Source organism: Hydrogenophaga bisanensis, from assembly GCF_042665135.1.
Classification (GTDB): Bacteria; Pseudomonadota; Gammaproteobacteria; order Burkholderiales; family Burkholderiaceae_C; genus Hydrogenophaga; species Hydrogenophaga bisanensis.
This window is the reverse complement of the sequence record NZ_JBHTBX010000011.1, coordinates 89,515-105,734: the sequence shown is the minus strand read 5'-3', so window position 1 is coordinate 105,734 and position 16,220 is coordinate 89,515. Positions and strand designations below refer to the sequence as shown.

Below are 16,220 nucleotides of genomic sequence, written 5' to 3'. Positions count from 1 at the left end.
AGGCCTTGGCCTGGCCACCGAACTTCTTGGACAGAACGGTCGTGATGGCAGCCGTCAGCGTCGTCTTGCCGTGGTCCACGTGACCGATGGTGCCCACGTTCACGTGCGGCTTGGTCCGCTCAAATTTCTCTTTTGCCATTGCAAATACCTCGATGAAAGAACGATGCCCGTGCGTGTTTTACGTCTCCGGCACGGGCCTGCCACGGGCAGCAGGCCCACCCCGAGGGGGTGCCGAAGACAGATCGGTGAATTACTTGGCGCGGGCCGAGATGATGGCTTCCTGCACGTTGCGAGGAGCTTCGCTGTAGTGCTTGAATTCCATGGTGTAGGTGGCACGGCCTTGCGACATGGAGCGCAGGGTGGTCGAGTAGCCGAACATCTCGGACAGCGGCACCTCGGCCTTGATGGCCTTGCCGCCACCGACCATGTCTTCCATGCCTTGCACCATGCCGCGACGGGAGGACAGGTCACCCATCACGTTACCGGCGTACTCTTCAGGCGTCTCGACTTCCACGGCCATCATGGGCTCGAGGATGACGGGCTGAGCCTTCTTGCAGCCTTCCTTGAAGCCGAAGATGGCGGCCATCTTGAACGCCTGCTCGGACGAGTCCACATCGTGGTACGAACCGAAGTGCAGCGTGACCTTGACGTCCACCACCGGATAGCCGGCCAGGACACCGCTGGTCAGGGCCTCTTCCACGCCCTTGCCCACGGCAGGGATGTACTCGCGGGGCACCACGCCGCCCTTGATGGCGTCGACGAACTCGAAGCCCTTGCCCGGCTCCTGGGGTTCGATCTTGAACACCACGTGACCGTACTGGCCCTTACCACCGGACTGGCGCACGAACTTGCCTTCGGCTTCCTCGACCGTGCCACGGATGGTCTCACGGTAGGCCACCTGCGGCTTGCCGACGTTGGCTTCCACGCCGAATTCGCGCTTCATGCGGTCGACGATGATTTCCAGGTGCAGCTCGCCCATGCCGGCGATGATGGTCTGGCCGGACTCTTCGTCGGTCTTGACGCGGAAGGACGGGTCTTCAGCAGCCAGACGGCCCAGGGCGATACCCATCTTTTCCTGGTCAGCCTTGGACTTGGGTTCCACGGCCTGTGCGATCACGGGCTCTGGGAAGACCATCTTTTCCAGGGTGATGATGGCGGACGGATCGCACAGGGTTTCACCCGTGGTCACTTCCTTCAGGCCCACGCAGGCAGCGATGTCGCCGGCACGAATCTCTTCGACTTCCTGGCGGTTGTTGGCGTGCATCTGCACGATACGACCGATGCGCTCCTTCTTGCCCTTGATCGGGTTGTAGACGCTGTCGCCCTTCTTGAGGACGCCGGAATACACGCGAACAAAGGTCAGCTGACCGACGAACGGGTCGGTCATCAGCTTGAACGCCAGGGCCGACAGCTTCTCTTCGTCGTCGGCCTTGCGGGAAGTTTCCTTCTCGTTGTCGTCGGTACCGGCCACGGGCGGGATGTCCACCGGCGAGGGCAGGAAGTCGATGACGGCGTCCAGCATGCGCTGCACACCCTTGTTCTTGAAGGCGGTGCCGCACAGCATCGGCTGGATCTCGACCGCCAGGGTGCGGGCGCGGATGCCGGCCTTGATTTCGGCTTCCGTCAGGTCGCCTTCCTCAAGGTATTTGTTCATCAGCTCTTCGTTGGCTTCTGCCGCAGCTTCCACCATCTTGCTGCGCCACTCTTCGGCTTGCGCCTGGAGTTCCGCCGGGATGTCCTGGTATTCGAACTTCATGCCCTGGGAAGCTTCGTCCCAGATGATGGCCTTCATCTTGATGAGGTCGACCACGCCCTTGAAGTTTTCTTCGGCGCCGATCGGGATCACGATGGCGACCGGATTGGCCTTCAGACGCAGCTTCATCTGGTCATAGACCTTGAAGAAGTTGGCACCGGTGCGGTCCATCTTGTTCACGAAGGCCAGACGGGGCACCTTGTACTTGTTGGCCTGGCGCCAGACGGTTTCGGACTGGGGCTGAACGCCACCCACGGCGCAGTACACCATGCAGGCGCCGTCGAGCACGCGCATGGAACGCTCCACCTCGATGGTGAAGTCCACGTGGCCGGGGGTGTCGATGATGTTGAAGCGGTGCTCGGGGTAGGACAGGTCCATGCCCTTCCAGAAGCAGGTGGTGGCGGCGGAGGTGATCGTGATGCCACGCTCCTGCTCCTGCTCCATCCAGTCCATGGTGGCGGCACCGTCGTGCACTTCACCGATCTTGTGGTTCACACCGGTGTAGAACAGGATGCGCTCGGTGGTGGTGGTTTTGCCAGCGTCGATGTGGGCCGAGATACCGATGTTGCGGTAACGCTCAAGGGGCGTGGTACGTGCCATGAAAATTCTCCGGAGATATTGACAGAGCCCGCCACCCCTGAAACCGGGATTGCGGGCTCGCTTGCGATGCGTCGGCAGTGAGCTGCGCGATCAGAAGCGGAAGTGGCTGAAGGCCTTGTTGGCTTCTGCCATGCGGTGCACTTCGTCACGCTTCTTCATGGCACCGCCACGGCCTTCGGTGGCCTCGATCAGCTCGTTGGCCAGGCGCTGGGCCATGGACTTCTCGCTGCGCTTCTTGGCGGATTCCTTGATCCAGCGCATCGACAGGGCCAGGCGGCGCACCGGACGCACTTCAACGGGCACCTGGTAGTTGGCGCCACCGACACGGCGGGACTTGACTTCCACCATGGGCTTGACGTTGTTGATGGCGGTCGTGAAGATTTCCAGCGGGTCCTTGCCCGACTTCTTCTCGATCTGCTCGAACGCGCCGTAGATGATGCGCTCGGCAACCGCCTTCTTGCCGCCTTGCATGATCACGTTCATGAACTTGGCGACTTCGACATTGCCGAACTTGGGATCCGGCAGGATTTCACGTTTAGGGACTTCGCGACGACGTGGCATTTTTTCACCTCTTGCTTCAGTTGATGACCGGAACGTCCTGTTCTCCGGACACCCCGCAGATTCATCAGGAACCTGCACTTACTCGATCCTTGTTCAGGATCACTACGCCGATCCGGCTCGTCAAAACCGGGCGGCACCGATAAAAGAAAACCGATCAGGCCTTCTTCGGGCGCTTGGCACCGTACTTGGAACGCGACTGCTTGCGGTCTTTCACGCCTTGCAGGTCCAGCGAACCGCGGACGATGTGGTAACGCACACCGGGCAGATCCTTGACACGACCGCCACGGACCAGCACCACGCTGTGTTCCTGGAGGTTGTGGCCTTCACCACCGATGTAGGAGATCACCTCAAAACCGTTGGTCAGGCGCACCTTGGCGACCTTACGCAGAGCGGAGTTGGGCTTCTTGGGGGTCGTGGTGTACACGCGGGTGCACACGCCACGACGCTGCGGGCAGTTTTCCATGGCCGGGCTCTTGGATTTGGTCTTTTCGACCTCCCGGCCGTGGCGCACGAGTTGGCTGATGGTTGGCATTGAGAAACGTCCCTAAACGTTTGAAAACGGAAAAAGTCACCCCTCGGAAAATTCCGAAAAGCCCTCTACTGTATCACGTGGCCCCAGAAACACCAAGCCCCGCACGGCGGCGGGGCTGCAGGAGATCTCGAGGGCTTACTGGATCCAGAGTCGCAGGGCGTCCCAGGCACGTCCAAGAATGCCGCTTTCCTCCACGGTCTCAAGAACCGTCAGGGGCACCTCGGCCACGGTGGCACCGGTCGTGCCGGTCACGCGCAGGGTACCCAGCTGCTGCCCGCGCTGCAAGGGCGCCACCAGAGGATCAGGGCGAACCACCTCGGTCTTGAGGCGAGCCCCCTCGCCAGCCGGCACGGTGACCACAATGCCCTCCGGACGTCCGAGGCGGACCTCTGGCGACTTTCCCTTCCAGACCTTGGGCGTGGCCACTGGCTGACCTGGAGCGACCAGACGCACCGCCTCGTAGGCGGTGTAGCCCCAGTTGAGCAGCTTCTGGCTCTCGGCGGCGCGGGCGTTCTCGCTGGCGGCACCCAGCACCACGCTCAGCAGACGACGCTGACCGTCCTTGCCGGCGCCAAGCCCTGGCACATCACGGCGGGCGGTGGCCACCAGGCAGTAGCCGGCGGCCTGGGTATGCCCTGTCTTGAGGCCGTCGACCGTCGGATCGCGGAAAAGAAGCAGGTTGCGGTTGGTGTCGTTGGCCGCCGGCGTGCCCGGGTAACGGTAGCGCTGGATGGCGTAGTAGGAAACGTACTCGGGAAAGTCGCGCATCAGGCGCGTGGCCAACGTGGCCAGGTCTCGTGCCGTGGTGGTGTGGCCGGGTGCGGTCAGGCCCTCGGGATTGCGGTAGCCGGTGCCGGTCATGCCCAAGGCCTTGGCCTGGGTGTTCATCATCTCGACGAAGCGCTCGACAGTACCGCCGACGCCCTCGGCCAGGGCAACCGTGGCGTCGTTGCCCGACTGGACGATCATGCCCTTGATCAGGTCTTCCACCGGGACCTGCATCTTGGGGTCGATAAACATCCGCGAGCCCGGCATCTTCCAGGCGCGCTCGCTGACCGGCAGGGTCTGCGTGAGCGAGATCTTCCTGGCCTTGAGGGCATCGAAGACCAGGTAGGCGGTCATCAGCTTGGTCAGCGACGCGGGCTCAACCGCCTGGTCGGCATCCTTGCTGGCCAGGATCTGCCCGGAGGTGACATCCATGAGCAGGTAGGCCCTGGCGGCGACCTCGGGGGGCTGGGGCGACTGGGCGCGGGCCAGCGGCAGTGCCAGCGAGCCAGCGATCAGGAGACAGGAAACAAAACGCTTGAGCAAAACAGGATTCCTCAGGATCGGGTGAACGGGCCTGACGCGGGTCAGGCGCGGAGATGGCGCAGGACAAGGTCCTTGAGCAGGGGCAGCTGTCCGTGAAAGAAGTGCCCGCCCCCGGGGACCACCAGCACGGGCAGGCTCTGGGGCCGGGCCCAATCGAGCACGGACGCCAAAGGCACCGTGTCATCGGCCTCGCCATGAAGGACCAGGGTCTGCAGGTGAAGTTCCCCCGGCACTGTAGCCACCTGAAAGCGGCTGGCAGCGGTACCAACCAGAACCAGTCGGCGGAGGTCGCGTCCAGCGGCATGCAGGCGCGCCGCCGCGTGGCTGGTGACAAAGGCGCCGAACGAGAAACCGGCCAGGCAGAGCGGGCCTTGGGCGGCCTGTGCCGCCACCACGGCCAGCAGGTCATCAAGCTCGCCGCGACCCTCGTCGTAGACCCCTTCGCTGCGACCAACGCCACGGAAATTGAAACGCACCGCGGTCCAGCCCGACTGGACAAAGGCCCGCGCCAGGGTCTGGACCACCTTGTTGGTCATGGTCCCGCCGTGCAGCGGATGCGGGTGGGCGATGACGGCGACGCCCTGGGCCGGTCCTTCGGGCCGGTCGACAGCCAGCTCCAGCAGCCCCGCGGGGCCGGGATGGACGAGGTATTCGGTCTGTGCGTTCATGGCAGGTGCGACAACGGTCCCGGCAAACGGGCTCGGCGGTCAGAGCGGTCTGGCATCAACGACCGACGTCCGGCGGGGTGAGCAGGCGCTCGACCACCTTGCCATCGCGCAGGTGGGACTGGACGATCTCGTCGATGTCGCTCTCGTCGACATAGCTGTACCAGATCGCCTCCGGGTAGACAACCGCAATCGGGCCCCCGGCGCAGCGATCGAGGCAGCCGGCCTTGTTGACCCGGACCTTGCCAGTCCCCAGCAGCCCCAGGGATTTGGCCTGCGACTTGCACCGGTCGAAAGCCGCCTGCGCCCGGTGGTTGGCACAGCAGTCTTCGCCGTTGTCGCGCTGGTTGAGACAGAAAAAAATGTGCCGCTGGTAATACGACTTGGGTGCGTCCATGGGAGGGAATTCTAGTTTCGCGAAGGATGCCGGGCCTGGTCGGTCCGACAGAAGATCATTGCCGCACCGTACACCAGCGCAGCATAAGGCCAGAGCCAGCCCAGCCATTGGGAGAGGCCGTGAAAGCGGATGAAACGCCCCTGCTCCCACAGTTCGAGCGACTCGGCCAGGTAAGGGCTGTCCGGGGCCCGGTTGAGCACGGCCAGCAGAACCCCGAGGGTCAGCAGCAACAGCGCCGCGCACAGTCGCTGGGGCAGGAAGACCGCCGCCAGCCCGCCGGTCATGGCCAGCAGGACGCCGAGCCACAAGGGCGCACTGATCCAGGACCAGGCGTGATCCGGCCCCCAGGTCAGGGCGGCCGACAGGCCGGACACCACCAGACCTGTGCCGATGAGCGCCAGCATGAGCCAGAAGCGGCGGACCCGCGAAGGCATGTCCCCATAGGCCAGCAGCAGGGGCGCCAGCAGCCCCAGCATGACGCACAGGGACTGCGTCAACGGACCCAGCGGCGGCAGGGGGGATGGCCCTGCGGTCAGCCACGACTGGAACGGTGTGTCCGCCAGCAGCCTGTCCATCTGCTCGGACAGGCGCATCGCCACCTGCCCGAGCCCGAACGGGACCGGCGCGGGATAGAGCAAGGCAAAGGGCCACAGGGCGAGCAGGACCAGGCTTCCCCTGGCCTGCGGGTCAAACCAGCGCAGGCGCATGGCGTCCCAGCGCCGCTCGGTGCCGGTCAGGGCCAGCAAGCCGGCCATGAGCACCCCCAGCAAACCGCCCGTGGCGTTGAGGACCAGATCAAGGCGGGAGGGCACACGCATGGGCAGGTACACCTGCAGGGTCTCGACGCCCAGGGAAAGCACCACCGGCAACAAGGCCGTCAGCGGCCAGGACCAGGCTGGCCAGCGGTTGCGGATCTGTGCCAGACCGATCAGCAAGCCCAGCGGGACATAGCCCACCAGATTGGCCATGACATCGAAGGCGGTCCAGTAACGGGGCCAGGGTTCCCGCAGCCACGCCCACGGGGCCTGCCCCCGGAAGACCCACCCTTCAAAAGGGTACAGGCTGGCGTAGAGAACAAGGCCTGCGAACAGGAAGGCCAGGATGGAGGCCGTCGATCGTCCGCTGGCCACGCCCGGGATCAGAATGGCTTGACAACCACCAGCACGACCGCCACCAGCATCATGACGACCGGTGCCTCGTTGAACCAGCGGTACCAGACATGGCTTCGGCGGTTGATGCCCGCCTCGAATCGGCGCAGCATGACGCCACAGGCGTGGTGGTAACCCAGCAACAGCACCACGATGGTCAGCTTGGCGTGCATCCAGCCATTGCCCGGGCCCTTGCCGATGCCGTAACCCAGCCAGAGCCACAGCCCCAGCACCAGGGCCGGCACCGCCAGGATGGTCATGAAGCGCATGAGCTTGCGCGCCATGAGAAGCAGCCGCTGGCGCTCGGCCACCGACTCGGGCGGGACCATGGCCAGGTTGACGAAGATGCGCGGCAGATAGAACAGGCCCGCAAACCAGCTGGCCACAAAGAGGATGTGAAAGGACTTGACCCAGAGCATGTCCACCAGTGTAGTCGGGCGGGGACAGGTCTTCGACCGCCCTGCCGGCGGCCAAAAAAAGAACCCGGCCAATGGGCCGGGTTGGGAAGCCTTTTTGCTGTCACACACTAAGGCACCCGCTCAGGGAGGAAAAGCGGGGAGCTCGCCTTTCGGTTCGCTCAGCCTAGATGTTACAACATATTTTTGGGATGTGTGAATCCACCCCTGTCAGAAATGACAGGGGTGAGACTGTGGCGGCACTCAGACGGCCTTGGCCAATTCGAACATGACCGCCGTGCCCAGGGCCTCACGGATGTTGCCCCGGCCCACCTTGGCCATGGAGAACTCCCCGAAGCCGGACATGTCGAACGAGCTGTCATCGGGCGAAATCTCGACAAAGGGAAACTCGAAGACTTCACGCAGGATCTCGCGGCGGAAGGCATCGAAATCGTCACCCTTGAGCTCCGAATCGACGACGATCAGGTTGGGCATGCGCGCGCGCATGGCTTCGCGTGCCTGCTGCAGATCCACCACGCTGTCGGAAGCGATGCCGATCTCGCGCAGCGAATCGCGCACGTCGGCCCGGATCTGCAGACTGGGCGAGACCGTCAGCACATAGGTGCCCGACAGCGACTTGAACATGGACGTGCGGGTGTGATCGTCCGACAGATCGACCGCCGAGATGCCATCGACCGCCTGGACGGTGCGGGTGAACATGGCCGTGAAACTGACACCGTCGTCGTTGAGGTCCCGGGTGGGTTCGATCCCGCCGGCGGAGTTGGCGATCTGGCGAATCAGCATCCAGCTGAGGTTGTCCATGTGGGCGCTGCTCGATGGCGGCAGGCCGTCGTTGGCCACCCGGACCTGCAGTCGTGCGTTCTGGGGCCAGCTGTTGAGATCCAGGCGCACATCGATCCGGTTGCCGAAGGGCAAGGCCCAGTCCAGCACCGCGTTGACAAAGGTGTGGGCGACGGTGGGGTCGATCAGAACCTCCAGCGGCTTGAGCTTGCGGCGCAGGGCAATGCCCAGCTGACCCAGTTCGGTCTTGCGCTCCTGCAGCACGCCTTCGATCAGATCAGCCAGGTTGACCTTCTCGTGCGACTGCCGGATGCGGCCGCCATAAAAACGCTGCACCTGCTGGGCGCTGACCCCGGCCAGCTTGATCCGCTCAGCCGGCACGCTCAGCAACCGGTGTTCCAGCTTGGAAAGCCGGCCTTTGACCAGCAGCTGGTCCAGGTGATGCTGCAGCAGGCTCACGCCTTCCGTGACCTGGCTGGCCAGGTTGGACACCATTTCCGGCCAATGGTCATCCAGGGACCAGGCTTCCGATTCGGCAGGGGACTTGCCCACGGCAGCGGGCGACGGGGAGGGTTTCTTGGTGGTCAGCATGGCGGGCTCTGCAGGTTGATCGGTCCGGACTCCAGCGGGACAACTGCCCCAGGATGAAACGTATCGCTTGAATACCCATCCGCATAGCGGGTAAGCAACAGTCTTTTCTACTTAATGTGGAGTTCAACACATTCGTGAGCGTTTTTCAATCGTTCGGTATTTTTTACATGCCGTAACTTGAGGACGTGCACAGTCCGTGCGGCTCCCACCAGGCCCGAAAGCGTTTTGCCACAATAGGCGGATGCATACGCCCGCCCCCTACCCCCTTTCCCGTCCCCGTCGCCTGCGCCGCGATGCCTTTACCCGCGAACTGGTCCGTGAGCACCGGTTGCACCCGTCGGACTTCATCTACCCGGTGTTCGTGCTGGACGGTCAGGGTCGACGCGAAGCGGTGGGCTCGATGCCCGGCGTCGAGCGCCTGAGCCTGGACCTGCTGCTGCCGGTGGCCGAGGACTGCGTGAAGCTGGGTATCCCGGTGATGGCCCTGTTCCCCGTGATCGACCAGTCTCTGAAGACACCGGACGGCCAGGAGGCCATGAACCCGGACGGGCTGGTGCCGCGCGTCGTGCGGGCGCTGAAGAAGGAGTTTCCCGGCCTGGGCGTCATGACCGATGTGGCCCTGGACCCCTACACCAGCCACGGCCAGGACGGCGTGCTGGACGAGCACAACTACATCCTGAACGACCCGACGGTGAAGATCCTGGTGCAGCAGGCGCTGACCCAGGCGGCTGCCGGCGTGGACATGGTCGCGCCCAGCGACATGATGGACGGCCGGATCGGAGCGATCCGAGCAGCGCTCGAATCGAGCGGCGCCGTGCACACGCGCATCATGGCCTACAGCGCCAAGTACGCCAGTGCCTTCTACGGCCCGTTCCGCGACGCCGTGGGCTCGGCCGCCAACCTGGGCAAGGCCGACAAGAAGGTCTATCAAATGGACCCCGGCAACAGCGACGAAGCCCTGCGCGAGGTCGCGCTGGACATCGCCGAGGGCGCCGACATGGTGATGGTCAAGCCCGGCATGCCCTACCTGGACATCGTGCGGCGGGTGAAGGACGAGTTCGCCATGCCCACGTTTGCCTACCAGGTCAGCGGCGAATACGCCATGCTCAAGGCCGCCGCCCAGAACGGCTGGCTGGACCACGATGCCGTGATGATGGAAAGCCTGCTGGCCTTCAAGCGCGCCGGCTGCGACGGCATCCTGACCTACTTCGCGCGTGACGCCGCGCGCCTGCTGCGCGCCTGAGATTCGCGCCGTGCGCGTCTTCCACATCCAGCCGGGCGCGGTGGCCGAAATGGCCCAGTTGCCCGAGGGGCTGCCAGCCAAGGGCTTTCTCTGGATTGCCTGCGGCCGGCGCGAGTTCGAGCTGGAGCAATCGCACGTGCAAGGGGCCCTGCACCAGTGGGCTGGCGTGATGCTGGTGGACCTGCACATCAGCGATTTGCTCAACAACCAGCTGCCCTCGCACTTCGACTACACGTCGCAATACGACGTGCTGGTGTTCCGGCGCCTCGCGGCCGGTCACAGCGAGACCGACCTGTCGCACCCTGGCCAGTTGCTCAGCCGTCCTTCCGGACGCGGAGGCCCACCGGTGCTGCGCCGCATCGACACCAGTCCGGTGGGGTTTGCCGTGTTCGACCGGGTGCTGCTGACGGTGCATCCCGCTGGCTGCACGGTGCTGGATCACTACGCCCAACGCCTGCTGTCCTCGGCCACGGCGGCATCCCGCGCAGCCGGGGTACAGCAGCCGATCAGCCCGGCCGACCTGATGCTGCGCATCGTGAACCAGATGGTCGATGGCTACCTGGATCTGCGCCGGGAGCTGACCCGCCAGCTGGACCACTGGCAGTCGGAGTTGCTGAGCCCCCGCGCACGGTTTTCGAACTGGAGCGCACTGATGGACGCGCGCACCACGCTGCACCAGCTTGACGAAATCTGCGAGGACCAGCGATCGGCCATCCAGGACTGGATCGAGGCGCTGGCCGGCTGGGAAGTGGTGGAGGGTCAGCCCGACCACTTCGGCGGCCACCGGGGTCTGGAGCTGCTGAAGGTGCGCAGCCGGGACGTGCTGGAGCACATCGAGCGCGTGGTGCACCATGTTCGCCGGCTGGAGCAGAACGCCGAAACCGCCGTGCAGATGCATTTCTCGGCCCAGAGCAACCGCACCAACGACATCATGCGCACGCTGACGGCGCTGACGGCCATCTTCCTGCCGCTGAACCTGATTGCGGGCATCTTCGGCATGAATTTCGAGTTCATTCCGCTGCTGCACGAGAAGGCCGGCTTCTGGTGGGCGATGGGCTCGATGACGCTGATCGCCGGTGTGCTGACCGGCCTGTTCTGGCGCAAGCGCTACCTAGCCCGCACGGGCGGGCGCTGAGGCGCCATCAGATGTACGGGGGCGGCGTGTCCTCGCGCCGGAACACACGCTGGACCGCCGGCCGCTCCAGCACCCGCTGCAGGTAGGGACGGATGTGGGTGAAGGTGCGCGCCGGGCGTTCCGGGAAGTCGCGCGTCCAGCGGCACAGGGTCAGGACGTAAGGATCCAGGGCACTGTAATCCTCCCCCAGGAACCACGGTCCCCGGTTTCGGGCGAGATGGCTGTCGAGCTGGACCAGCAGTTTCTCGACACGCACCTGGGCGTTCTGGCGCACCTGCACCGCCCCCATGGGGTTGTCGACGTCGACCCAGCGCCAGGGGTAGAACCAGGCCAGCAGGGAGGCCTGCAGGGTGCTGGAACACCAGATGAGCCACTTGTAGAACTGGGCGCGCCCGGGCGTGCCTACTGGGGGCGCCAGCGCCGCCTCGGGGTGCGTGTCGCACAGGTGCAGACAGATGGCCGCCGTTTCGTACAGCACCAGGTCGCCGTCGATCAGGACCGGGAACTCGCCATTCGGGTTGAGCCGCAGGAATTCCGGGCTGAGGTGCGACTCGCGCAGGCGATCGACCAGGCGCAGCTCGAACGGCACGCCAAGCTCTTCGAGCAGGATGTGCGGGATGGTGCTGGCGGTGCTGGGGTAGTGATGCAGTTCGATCATGGGCCAGGATCGGGCAAACCAAGCAGGCGGGCCCCATTGTTCCACGCCACCTGGCGGGCGACCTCGGGCGGCAATCCGCCCAGCCATAACCGATAGGCCTTCATGAGCTCATCGTAGTAAAGCCAGCGCTGATTGATCCAGGTGTCCGAGCCGATCATGAATCGGTCGGGGTACTTGAGGATGAGCGCACGCCACTCGGGGCACAGCTGACCGTCGTCGCAGGTGAGGCCAGGCCGATAGGACAGCTCGCCCATGAGGCGGGGGAAGCGGGCCATGAGTTCGTCGACGCGCGCCACGGGCGTGCCACCAATACCCGTGTGCGCCCAGATCAAGCGCGTGTTCCTTCCCTGCGAGGGAGTGTGCCGCAGCAGCTGTTCAACCGCCACATCATCCACATGGGCCAGCACGGCCAAGTCTTGCTGGTCGGCGAGGACCATCAGTTCACGGGCGATGGCGCCCTGGGCGTTGGCGCTGTCATAGAGATGGAATTCGCCCAGACCCCGGTAGGGGCCCGACGGTGTGCCCTGTGTCAGCTCGGTGCGCACCAGCTCGGCGATGGAGGGGTCACGAAACCAGTTGTTGTAGTCGGCCCGATCGCGGTAGAGCCGGATGAACGGCACCACGGTGACGCCGGCCGCACGGGTCTGTTCGCGGGCCTGGGCCAGCGCCTTGGTGCCGTCGTTGGGCCGGGAATTGGCGATGATGGCCTGCACACCGTTGCGCTGCATGCGGGCCAGCACATCGGACAGCGGGTGCGGGCAACCCGGTGCCGGCGCGTCGTGCACGCAGGCCTCGTCGTTGTAGTGCAGGTGGGCATCGAACAGCGGCCCGTTGTAGGGCTGCCGGGCCAGGATAGGCGACACCCACAGGCCGCCCAGGACCGCGATGGCGGTCAGGCCGATGGCCAAGGCCCGGCGCATGGTCAGCCCACGTGACGGGCCAGGAAGGCCAGGGTACGCTCGCGCGCCAGCTTGGCGGCGGCGGCATCAAAGGAGCCGCGCTGGTCGCAGTTGAAGCCGTGGTTCGCTGCGTAGACATGCACCTCGACCGCGGGCTGGGCCTTCTGGAAGGCCTGCACGGTGTCCAGCGGAATCCAATGATCCTGGTCACCGAAATGGGCCATGACGGGCACCTTGGGCTGACGGGCCGCTTCGGCCTCGCCGGTCATGCCGCCACCGTAGAAAGGAACAGCGGCCGACAGACCATCGAGCGTGCAGGCGGCGCGCCAGGTGAGCAGCCCCCCCCAGCAGTAGCCCAGGATGGCGACCTTGCCCGCCTGCGAGGCATGGGCGATGGCCGCCTGGATGTCGGCCATGACGCCGGGGGCCGGCAGGGCCTCGACGGCGGTCTTGTAGCCGAAGCCGGTGCCCATGTCGGCCTCGGTGTAGCCCAGCTCGACCCCCGCCTGGACACGGTGGAAGGTGGACGGTGCCACGACGAAATACCCGTCGGCAGCGTAGCCGTCGGCCACCGCACGGATGTGGCTGTTGACGCCGAAAATTTCCTGCAGCACCACCAGGCCGCCCTTGGGCGTGCCGGCGGGCTGGGCCACATAGGCGGGGAAGGTGACACCGTCGGCGGCGGTGAGGTTGACGAACTGTCCCATGGCTGGCTCCTGTGATCGTTGGAATGGAAGAATGCTGCCTGGCCCCGTCCGGTTGGCGACGCCGCCCGGATGCGGGGCTCGTGTAAGGTGCGCAGGTGCGGTTGTAACCGCTGGGCGGATTATTCGCAGGAGACGGGACATGGGCAAGCCACAGGCAGGGGTACTGCTGGTGACCGGCGGCAGCCGGGGCATCGGTGCGGCAACCGCCCGACTGGCCGCTGCGCAGGGCTGGGCAGTGGCGGTCAACTACACCGCGAATTCGCTGGCTGCAGACGAGGTGGTGCGCAGCATCCGGTCCGCCGGCGGCAACGCCATCACCGTGGAGGCTGATGTGGCGGACGAGACGCAGGTGCTGCGCATGTTCGAGAAGGTCGACGCCAAGCTGGGCCGACTGACCGGGCTGGCCAACAACGCCGGCGTGGTCGATGTGACCGCCCGTCTGGACGAAATGGACATGGCGCGCTGGCGCCGGATGTTCGACATCAACGTCATGGGCTCGCTGCTGTGCGCACGCGAAGCGGTGCGGCGCATGGCCACGCGCCACGGCGGCGACGGTGGTGCCATCGTCAATGTCTCCAGCGCGGCAGCCCGACTGGGCGCGCCCGGGCAGTATGTGGACTACGCGGCGGCCAAGGGCGCCATCGATGCCTTCACCATCGGGCTGGCCAAGGAAGTGGCCGCCGACGGCATCCGCGTCAACGCGGTGCGGCCCGGCCTGATCGAGACCGAGATCCATGCCTCGGGCGGCCTGCCCAACCGCGTCAATGACCTCAAACACCAGGTGCCGATGCAACGCGGCGGTACCGCCGACGAGGTCGCCCAGGCGATCGTCTGGCTGCTGTCGGACGCAGCCAGTTACACCACCATGAGCCTGCTGGAAGTCTCCGGCGGACGCTAGAACATGACCCCCACGCTCCGCCGCTACGCGGGTCGCTGCCCCCCGAGGGGGCGCGTTTGGCGAAACCTTTGGTTTTCGCCTTGGGGCGGCCCGGCGGCGAAACTCACCTGACAGAGGACAAACGATGACTGCAACAACACCCGAAAACAGCCCGCACATCAAGATCTGGTGGGAAGACCTGCAGGTCGGCGAAGTCCGCGACCTCGGCACGATTTCACCGACCAAGGACGAGATCATCGCCTTTGCCAGCCAGTTCGACCCCCAGCCCTTCCACCTGAGCGAGGAGGCGGGCAAGGCCTCGGTGTTCGGCGGTCTGAGCGCCAGCGGCTGGCACACCTGTGCCATGGCCATGCGCTTGATGGTGACGAACTTCCTGCACGAGACCTCCAGTCTGGGTTCGCCCGGCCTCGAGAGCCTGAAGTGGACCAAGCCGGTCTACCCCGGCGACGTGCTGCGCCTGCAGCACACGGTGACCGAGAAGCGGCCCATGGGCAAGCGGCCGGATGTGGGGCTGGTGCGCACGGTCTGGGAGATGTTCAACCAGCGCGATGAAAAAGTCCTTCACATGGAGGGCTACGGCATGTTCAGAAGAAGAGAACCCGCACAATAGCGGGATGGATTTCAAGCCCCTCATCACCCTGCTGGCCATCGTCAACCCGCTGGCGATCGTCCCTTTTTTCATCCACTACACGCAGGGGTTCAGCTCGGCGCAGCGCAAGCGCACGATCCTGATTTCGTCGTTCAGCGCGTTTGCGGTGATTGCCACCTGTGCCATCGTGGGTTTGCAGGTGCTGGAGTTCTTCAGCATTTCGCTGGCCAGCTTCCAGGTGGGCGGCGGCATGCTGCTGCTGACCTCGGCGCTGGCCATGCTCAACGCACAACCGGCCGAGGCCAAGACCACGCAGGGCGAGGTGGACGATGCCTCGGCCCGCGCTTCGATTGCTGTGGTGCCGCTGACGATTCCGCTGCTGACCGGACCGGCGACCATGTCCACCGTGGTGATCTACGCCGACCAGGCCAAGACCTTCTTCCAGCACGCTGCCCTGGTGGGCTACGGCGTGGTGATCGGACTGGCCACGGCGGTCTGCTTCTCGCTGGCCAAGCCGATTGCGCGGGCACTGGGCCAGACCGGCATCAACGTGATGACGCGTCTGATGGGCCTGATCCTGGCCGCGCTGGCGGTGGAGGTGATGGCGGCCGGGCTGACCAAGCTGTTTCCTGCGCTGGGCAGCTGAATACGCTGTTCGCGTCCGCACCGCCTTCGGGAGGCGCGCTACCGCGGGTCAGACGCCGGCACCCTGAACATGGCTCGCGCCTGATCCACCCGCCCGGCCACGATGCAACCCGGCACATGGTCGTTCACCAGGCCCATGGCCTGCATGAAGGCGTAGACCGTGGTGGGCCCGACGAACTTCCACCCGCGTTTCTTCAGGTCTTTGGCCAGTGCCACCGCCTCGGGTGAGGTGGTCACGGTCTGGGGGAGCGCGGCCTGGGCGCGGTCTGCTTCGAAACGCCAGAAGTAGGCGGCCAGTGACCCGCACTCGGCCTGCAGGCTCACGGCGCGAGCGGCGTTGTGGATGACCGCTTCGATCTTGCCGCGGTGGCGGACGATGCCTTCGTCCAGCAACAGACGGGTGACCTGGGGCTCGCCGTAGGTGGCCATGCGATGAAAGTCGAACCCGTCGAACGCCTTGCGAAAGTTCTCGCGCTTGACCAGGATGGTTCGCCAGCTCAGACCCGACTGAAAGCTCTCCAGGCAAAGCTTCTCGAACAGGCGGATGTCGTCGCCCACCGGGAAGCCCCATTCGTGGTCGTGGTAGGCCTCGTACTCGGGCGTGGCGGCGCACCAGCGGCAGCGTGGCTGGCCGTCGGTGCCATGGACGGTCTGGGGTTCGGTCATGCGGTGTTCCCTATGCGGGCACCTGC

The 16,220-nt window shown here is 65.2% G+C and carries 19 protein-coding genes; 5 read left to right on the top strand and 14 right to left on the bottom strand.

Annotation, left to right across the window (positions count from 1 at the left end):
• The 10 genes from ACFQNJ_RS15580 to ACFQNJ_RS15535 form a co-directional block, all read right to left on the bottom strand.
• Positions 1-139: GTP-binding protein (locus tag ACFQNJ_RS15580; protein WP_374641854.1), on the bottom strand; the 139-nt coding region annotated here is incomplete at its 3' end.
• A gap of 111 nt (positions 140-250) precedes the next feature.
• A complete protein-coding gene (gene fusA, locus ACFQNJ_RS15575) occupies positions 251-2,353 on the bottom strand; it encodes an elongation factor G (protein ID WP_382259231.1) in 2,103 nt (700 codons plus the stop codon).
• 90 nt (positions 2,354-2,443) lie between these two features.
• Positions 2,444-2,914 (bottom strand): 30S ribosomal protein S7, encoded by a 471-nt coding sequence (rpsG, locus tag ACFQNJ_RS15570; protein WP_374643112.1) that lies wholly within the window; start codon positions 2,912-2,914, stop codon positions 2,444-2,446.
• Positions 2,915-3,068: 154 nt separating this feature from the next.
• The gene (gene rpsL, locus ACFQNJ_RS15565) at positions 3,069-3,446 is read right to left on the bottom strand and encodes a 30S ribosomal protein S12 (protein ID WP_374643110.1); all 378 of its coding nucleotides are present in this window, start codon (positions 3,444-3,446) and stop codon (positions 3,069-3,071) included.
• A gap of 135 nt (positions 3,447-3,581) precedes the next feature.
• Entirely contained in the window at positions 3,582-4,757 is a 1,176-nt protein-coding gene (locus ACFQNJ_RS15560) for a D-alanyl-D-alanine carboxypeptidase family protein (protein ID WP_382259229.1), read from the bottom strand.
• A gap of 41 nt (positions 4,758-4,798) precedes the next feature.
• A complete protein-coding gene (locus tag ACFQNJ_RS15555; RefSeq protein WP_382259227.1) occupies positions 4,799-5,425 on the bottom strand; it encodes an alpha/beta hydrolase in 627 nt (208 codons plus the stop codon).
• A 55-nt stretch (positions 5,426-5,480) separates the two neighbouring features.
• Positions 5,481-5,819 (bottom strand): (2Fe-2S) ferredoxin domain-containing protein, encoded by a 339-nt coding sequence (locus ACFQNJ_RS15550; RefSeq protein ID WP_382259225.1) that lies wholly within the window; start codon positions 5,817-5,819, stop codon positions 5,481-5,483.
• 11 nt (positions 5,820-5,830) lie between these two features.
• Positions 5,831-6,949 (bottom strand): VanZ family protein, encoded by a 1,119-nt coding sequence (locus tag ACFQNJ_RS15545; protein WP_382259223.1) that lies wholly within the window; start codon positions 6,947-6,949, stop codon positions 5,831-5,833.
• An 8-nt stretch (positions 6,950-6,957) separates the two neighbouring features.
• Complete coding sequence (locus ACFQNJ_RS15540) at positions 6,958-7,386, bottom strand: CopD family protein (RefSeq protein ID WP_382259221.1); 429 nt, start codon at positions 7,384-7,386, stop codon at positions 6,958-6,960.
• Positions 7,387-7,626: 240 nt separating this feature from the next.
• On the bottom strand, positions 7,627-8,754 hold the full coding sequence (locus ACFQNJ_RS15535) for a hypothetical protein (RefSeq protein ID WP_382259219.1): 1,128 nt from the start codon (positions 8,752-8,754) through the stop codon (positions 7,627-7,629).
• 241 nt (positions 8,755-8,995) lie between these two features.
• On the opposite strand from ACFQNJ_RS15535, the gene hemB reads away from it, so the two are divergent.
• Entirely contained in the window at positions 8,996-9,997 is a 1,002-nt protein-coding gene (gene hemB / locus ACFQNJ_RS15530) for a porphobilinogen synthase (RefSeq protein WP_382259217.1), read from the top strand.
• A 10-nt stretch (positions 9,998-10,007) separates the two neighbouring features.
• Positions 10,008-11,132, top strand: a complete 1,125-nt coding sequence (locus tag ACFQNJ_RS15525; protein WP_382259215.1) for a magnesium transporter CorA family protein — start codon at positions 10,008-10,010, stop codon at positions 11,130-11,132.
• 7 nt (positions 11,133-11,139) lie between these two features.
• On the opposite strand, the gene ACFQNJ_RS15520 is transcribed toward ACFQNJ_RS15525, so the two are convergent.
• From ACFQNJ_RS15520 to ACFQNJ_RS15510, 3 genes are read right to left on the bottom strand one after another with little or no spacing between them, the layout of a single operon-like run.
• Positions 11,140-11,790, bottom strand: a complete 651-nt coding sequence (locus tag ACFQNJ_RS15520; RefSeq protein WP_382259213.1) for a glutathione S-transferase family protein — start codon at positions 11,788-11,790, stop codon at positions 11,140-11,142.
• A complete protein-coding gene (locus ACFQNJ_RS15515) occupies positions 11,787-12,710 on the bottom strand; it encodes an amidohydrolase family protein (RefSeq protein WP_382259211.1) in 924 nt (307 codons plus the stop codon). Before ACFQNJ_RS15515 ends, ACFQNJ_RS15520 begins: the two co-directional genes overlap by 4 nt.
• 2 nt (positions 12,711-12,712) lie before the next feature.
• The gene (locus ACFQNJ_RS15510; RefSeq protein ID WP_382259209.1) at positions 12,713-13,396 is read right to left on the bottom strand and encodes a dienelactone hydrolase family protein; all 684 of its coding nucleotides are present in this window, start codon (positions 13,394-13,396) and stop codon (positions 12,713-12,715) included.
• Between the two features lie 139 nt (positions 13,397-13,535).
• Here ACFQNJ_RS15510 and ACFQNJ_RS15505 point away from each other — a divergent pair, with 139 nt between their 5' ends.
• From ACFQNJ_RS15505 to ACFQNJ_RS15495, 3 genes are all read left to right on the top strand, one after another.
• Positions 13,536-14,294: an SDR family oxidoreductase gene (locus tag ACFQNJ_RS15505; RefSeq protein ID WP_382259207.1), complete on the top strand. Its 759-nt coding sequence runs from the start codon at positions 13,536-13,538 to the stop codon at positions 14,292-14,294.
• Between the two features lie 124 nt (positions 14,295-14,418).
• On the top strand, positions 14,419-14,904 hold the full coding sequence (locus ACFQNJ_RS15500; protein ID WP_382259205.1) for a MaoC family dehydratase: 486 nt from the start codon (positions 14,419-14,421) through the stop codon (positions 14,902-14,904).
• Positions 14,905-14,908: 4 nt separating this feature from the next.
• Positions 14,909-15,529, top strand: coding sequence for a MarC family protein (locus ACFQNJ_RS15495; RefSeq protein WP_382259203.1), 621 nt, complete (start codon positions 14,909-14,911; stop codon positions 15,527-15,529).
• A gap of 38 nt (positions 15,530-15,567) precedes the next feature.
• Here ACFQNJ_RS15495 and ACFQNJ_RS15490 read toward each other — a convergent pair whose 3' ends face one another.
• Entirely contained in the window at positions 15,568-16,194 is a 627-nt protein-coding gene (locus ACFQNJ_RS15490; RefSeq protein WP_382259201.1) for a DNA-3-methyladenine glycosylase I, read from the bottom strand.
• Positions 16,195-16,220: the final 26 nt, after the last annotated feature.

Coding starts and splice junctions, on each gene's coding strand:
- fusA (WP_382259231.1), bottom strand. CDS start 2,353: ATGGCACGTACCACGCCCCTTGAGCGTTACCGCAACATCGGTATCTCG.
- rpsG (WP_374643112.1), bottom strand. CDS start 2,914: ATGCCACGTCGTCGCGAAGTCCCTAAACGTGAAATCCTGCCGGATCCC.
- rpsL (WP_374643110.1), bottom strand. CDS start 3,446: ATGCCAACCATCAGCCAACTCGTGCGCCACGGCCGGGAGGTCGAAAAG.
- ACFQNJ_RS15555 (WP_382259227.1), bottom strand. CDS start 5,425: ATGAACGCACAGACCGAATACCTCGTCCATCCCGGCCCCGCGGGGCTG.
- ACFQNJ_RS15550 (WP_382259225.1), bottom strand. CDS start 5,819: ATGGACGCACCCAAGTCGTATTACCAGCGGCACATTTTTTTCTGTCTC.
- ACFQNJ_RS15540 (WP_382259221.1), bottom strand. CDS start 7,386: ATGCTCTGGGTCAAGTCCTTTCACATCCTCTTTGTGGCCAGCTGGTTT.
- ACFQNJ_RS15535 (WP_382259219.1), bottom strand. CDS start 8,754: ATGCTGACCACCAAGAAACCCTCCCCGTCGCCCGCTGCCGTGGGCAAG.
- hemB (WP_382259217.1), top strand. CDS start 8,996: ATGCATACGCCCGCCCCCTACCCCCTTTCCCGTCCCCGTCGCCTGCGC.
- ACFQNJ_RS15520 (WP_382259213.1), bottom strand. CDS start 11,790: ATGATCGAACTGCATCACTACCCCAGCACCGCCAGCACCATCCCGCAC.
- ACFQNJ_RS15515 (WP_382259211.1), bottom strand. CDS start 12,710: ATGCGCCGGGCCTTGGCCATCGGCCTGACCGCCATCGCGGTCCTGGGC.
- ACFQNJ_RS15510 (WP_382259209.1), bottom strand. CDS start 13,396: ATGGGACAGTTCGTCAACCTCACCGCCGCCGACGGTGTCACCTTCCCC.
- ACFQNJ_RS15505 (WP_382259207.1), top strand. CDS start 13,536: ATGGGCAAGCCACAGGCAGGGGTACTGCTGGTGACCGGCGGCAGCCGG.
- ACFQNJ_RS15500 (WP_382259205.1), top strand. CDS start 14,419: ATGACTGCAACAACACCCGAAAACAGCCCGCACATCAAGATCTGGTGG.
- ACFQNJ_RS15495 (WP_382259203.1), top strand. CDS start 14,909: ATGGATTTCAAGCCCCTCATCACCCTGCTGGCCATCGTCAACCCGCTG.
- ACFQNJ_RS15490 (WP_382259201.1), bottom strand. CDS start 16,194: ATGACCGAACCCCAGACCGTCCATGGCACCGACGGCCAGCCACGCTGC.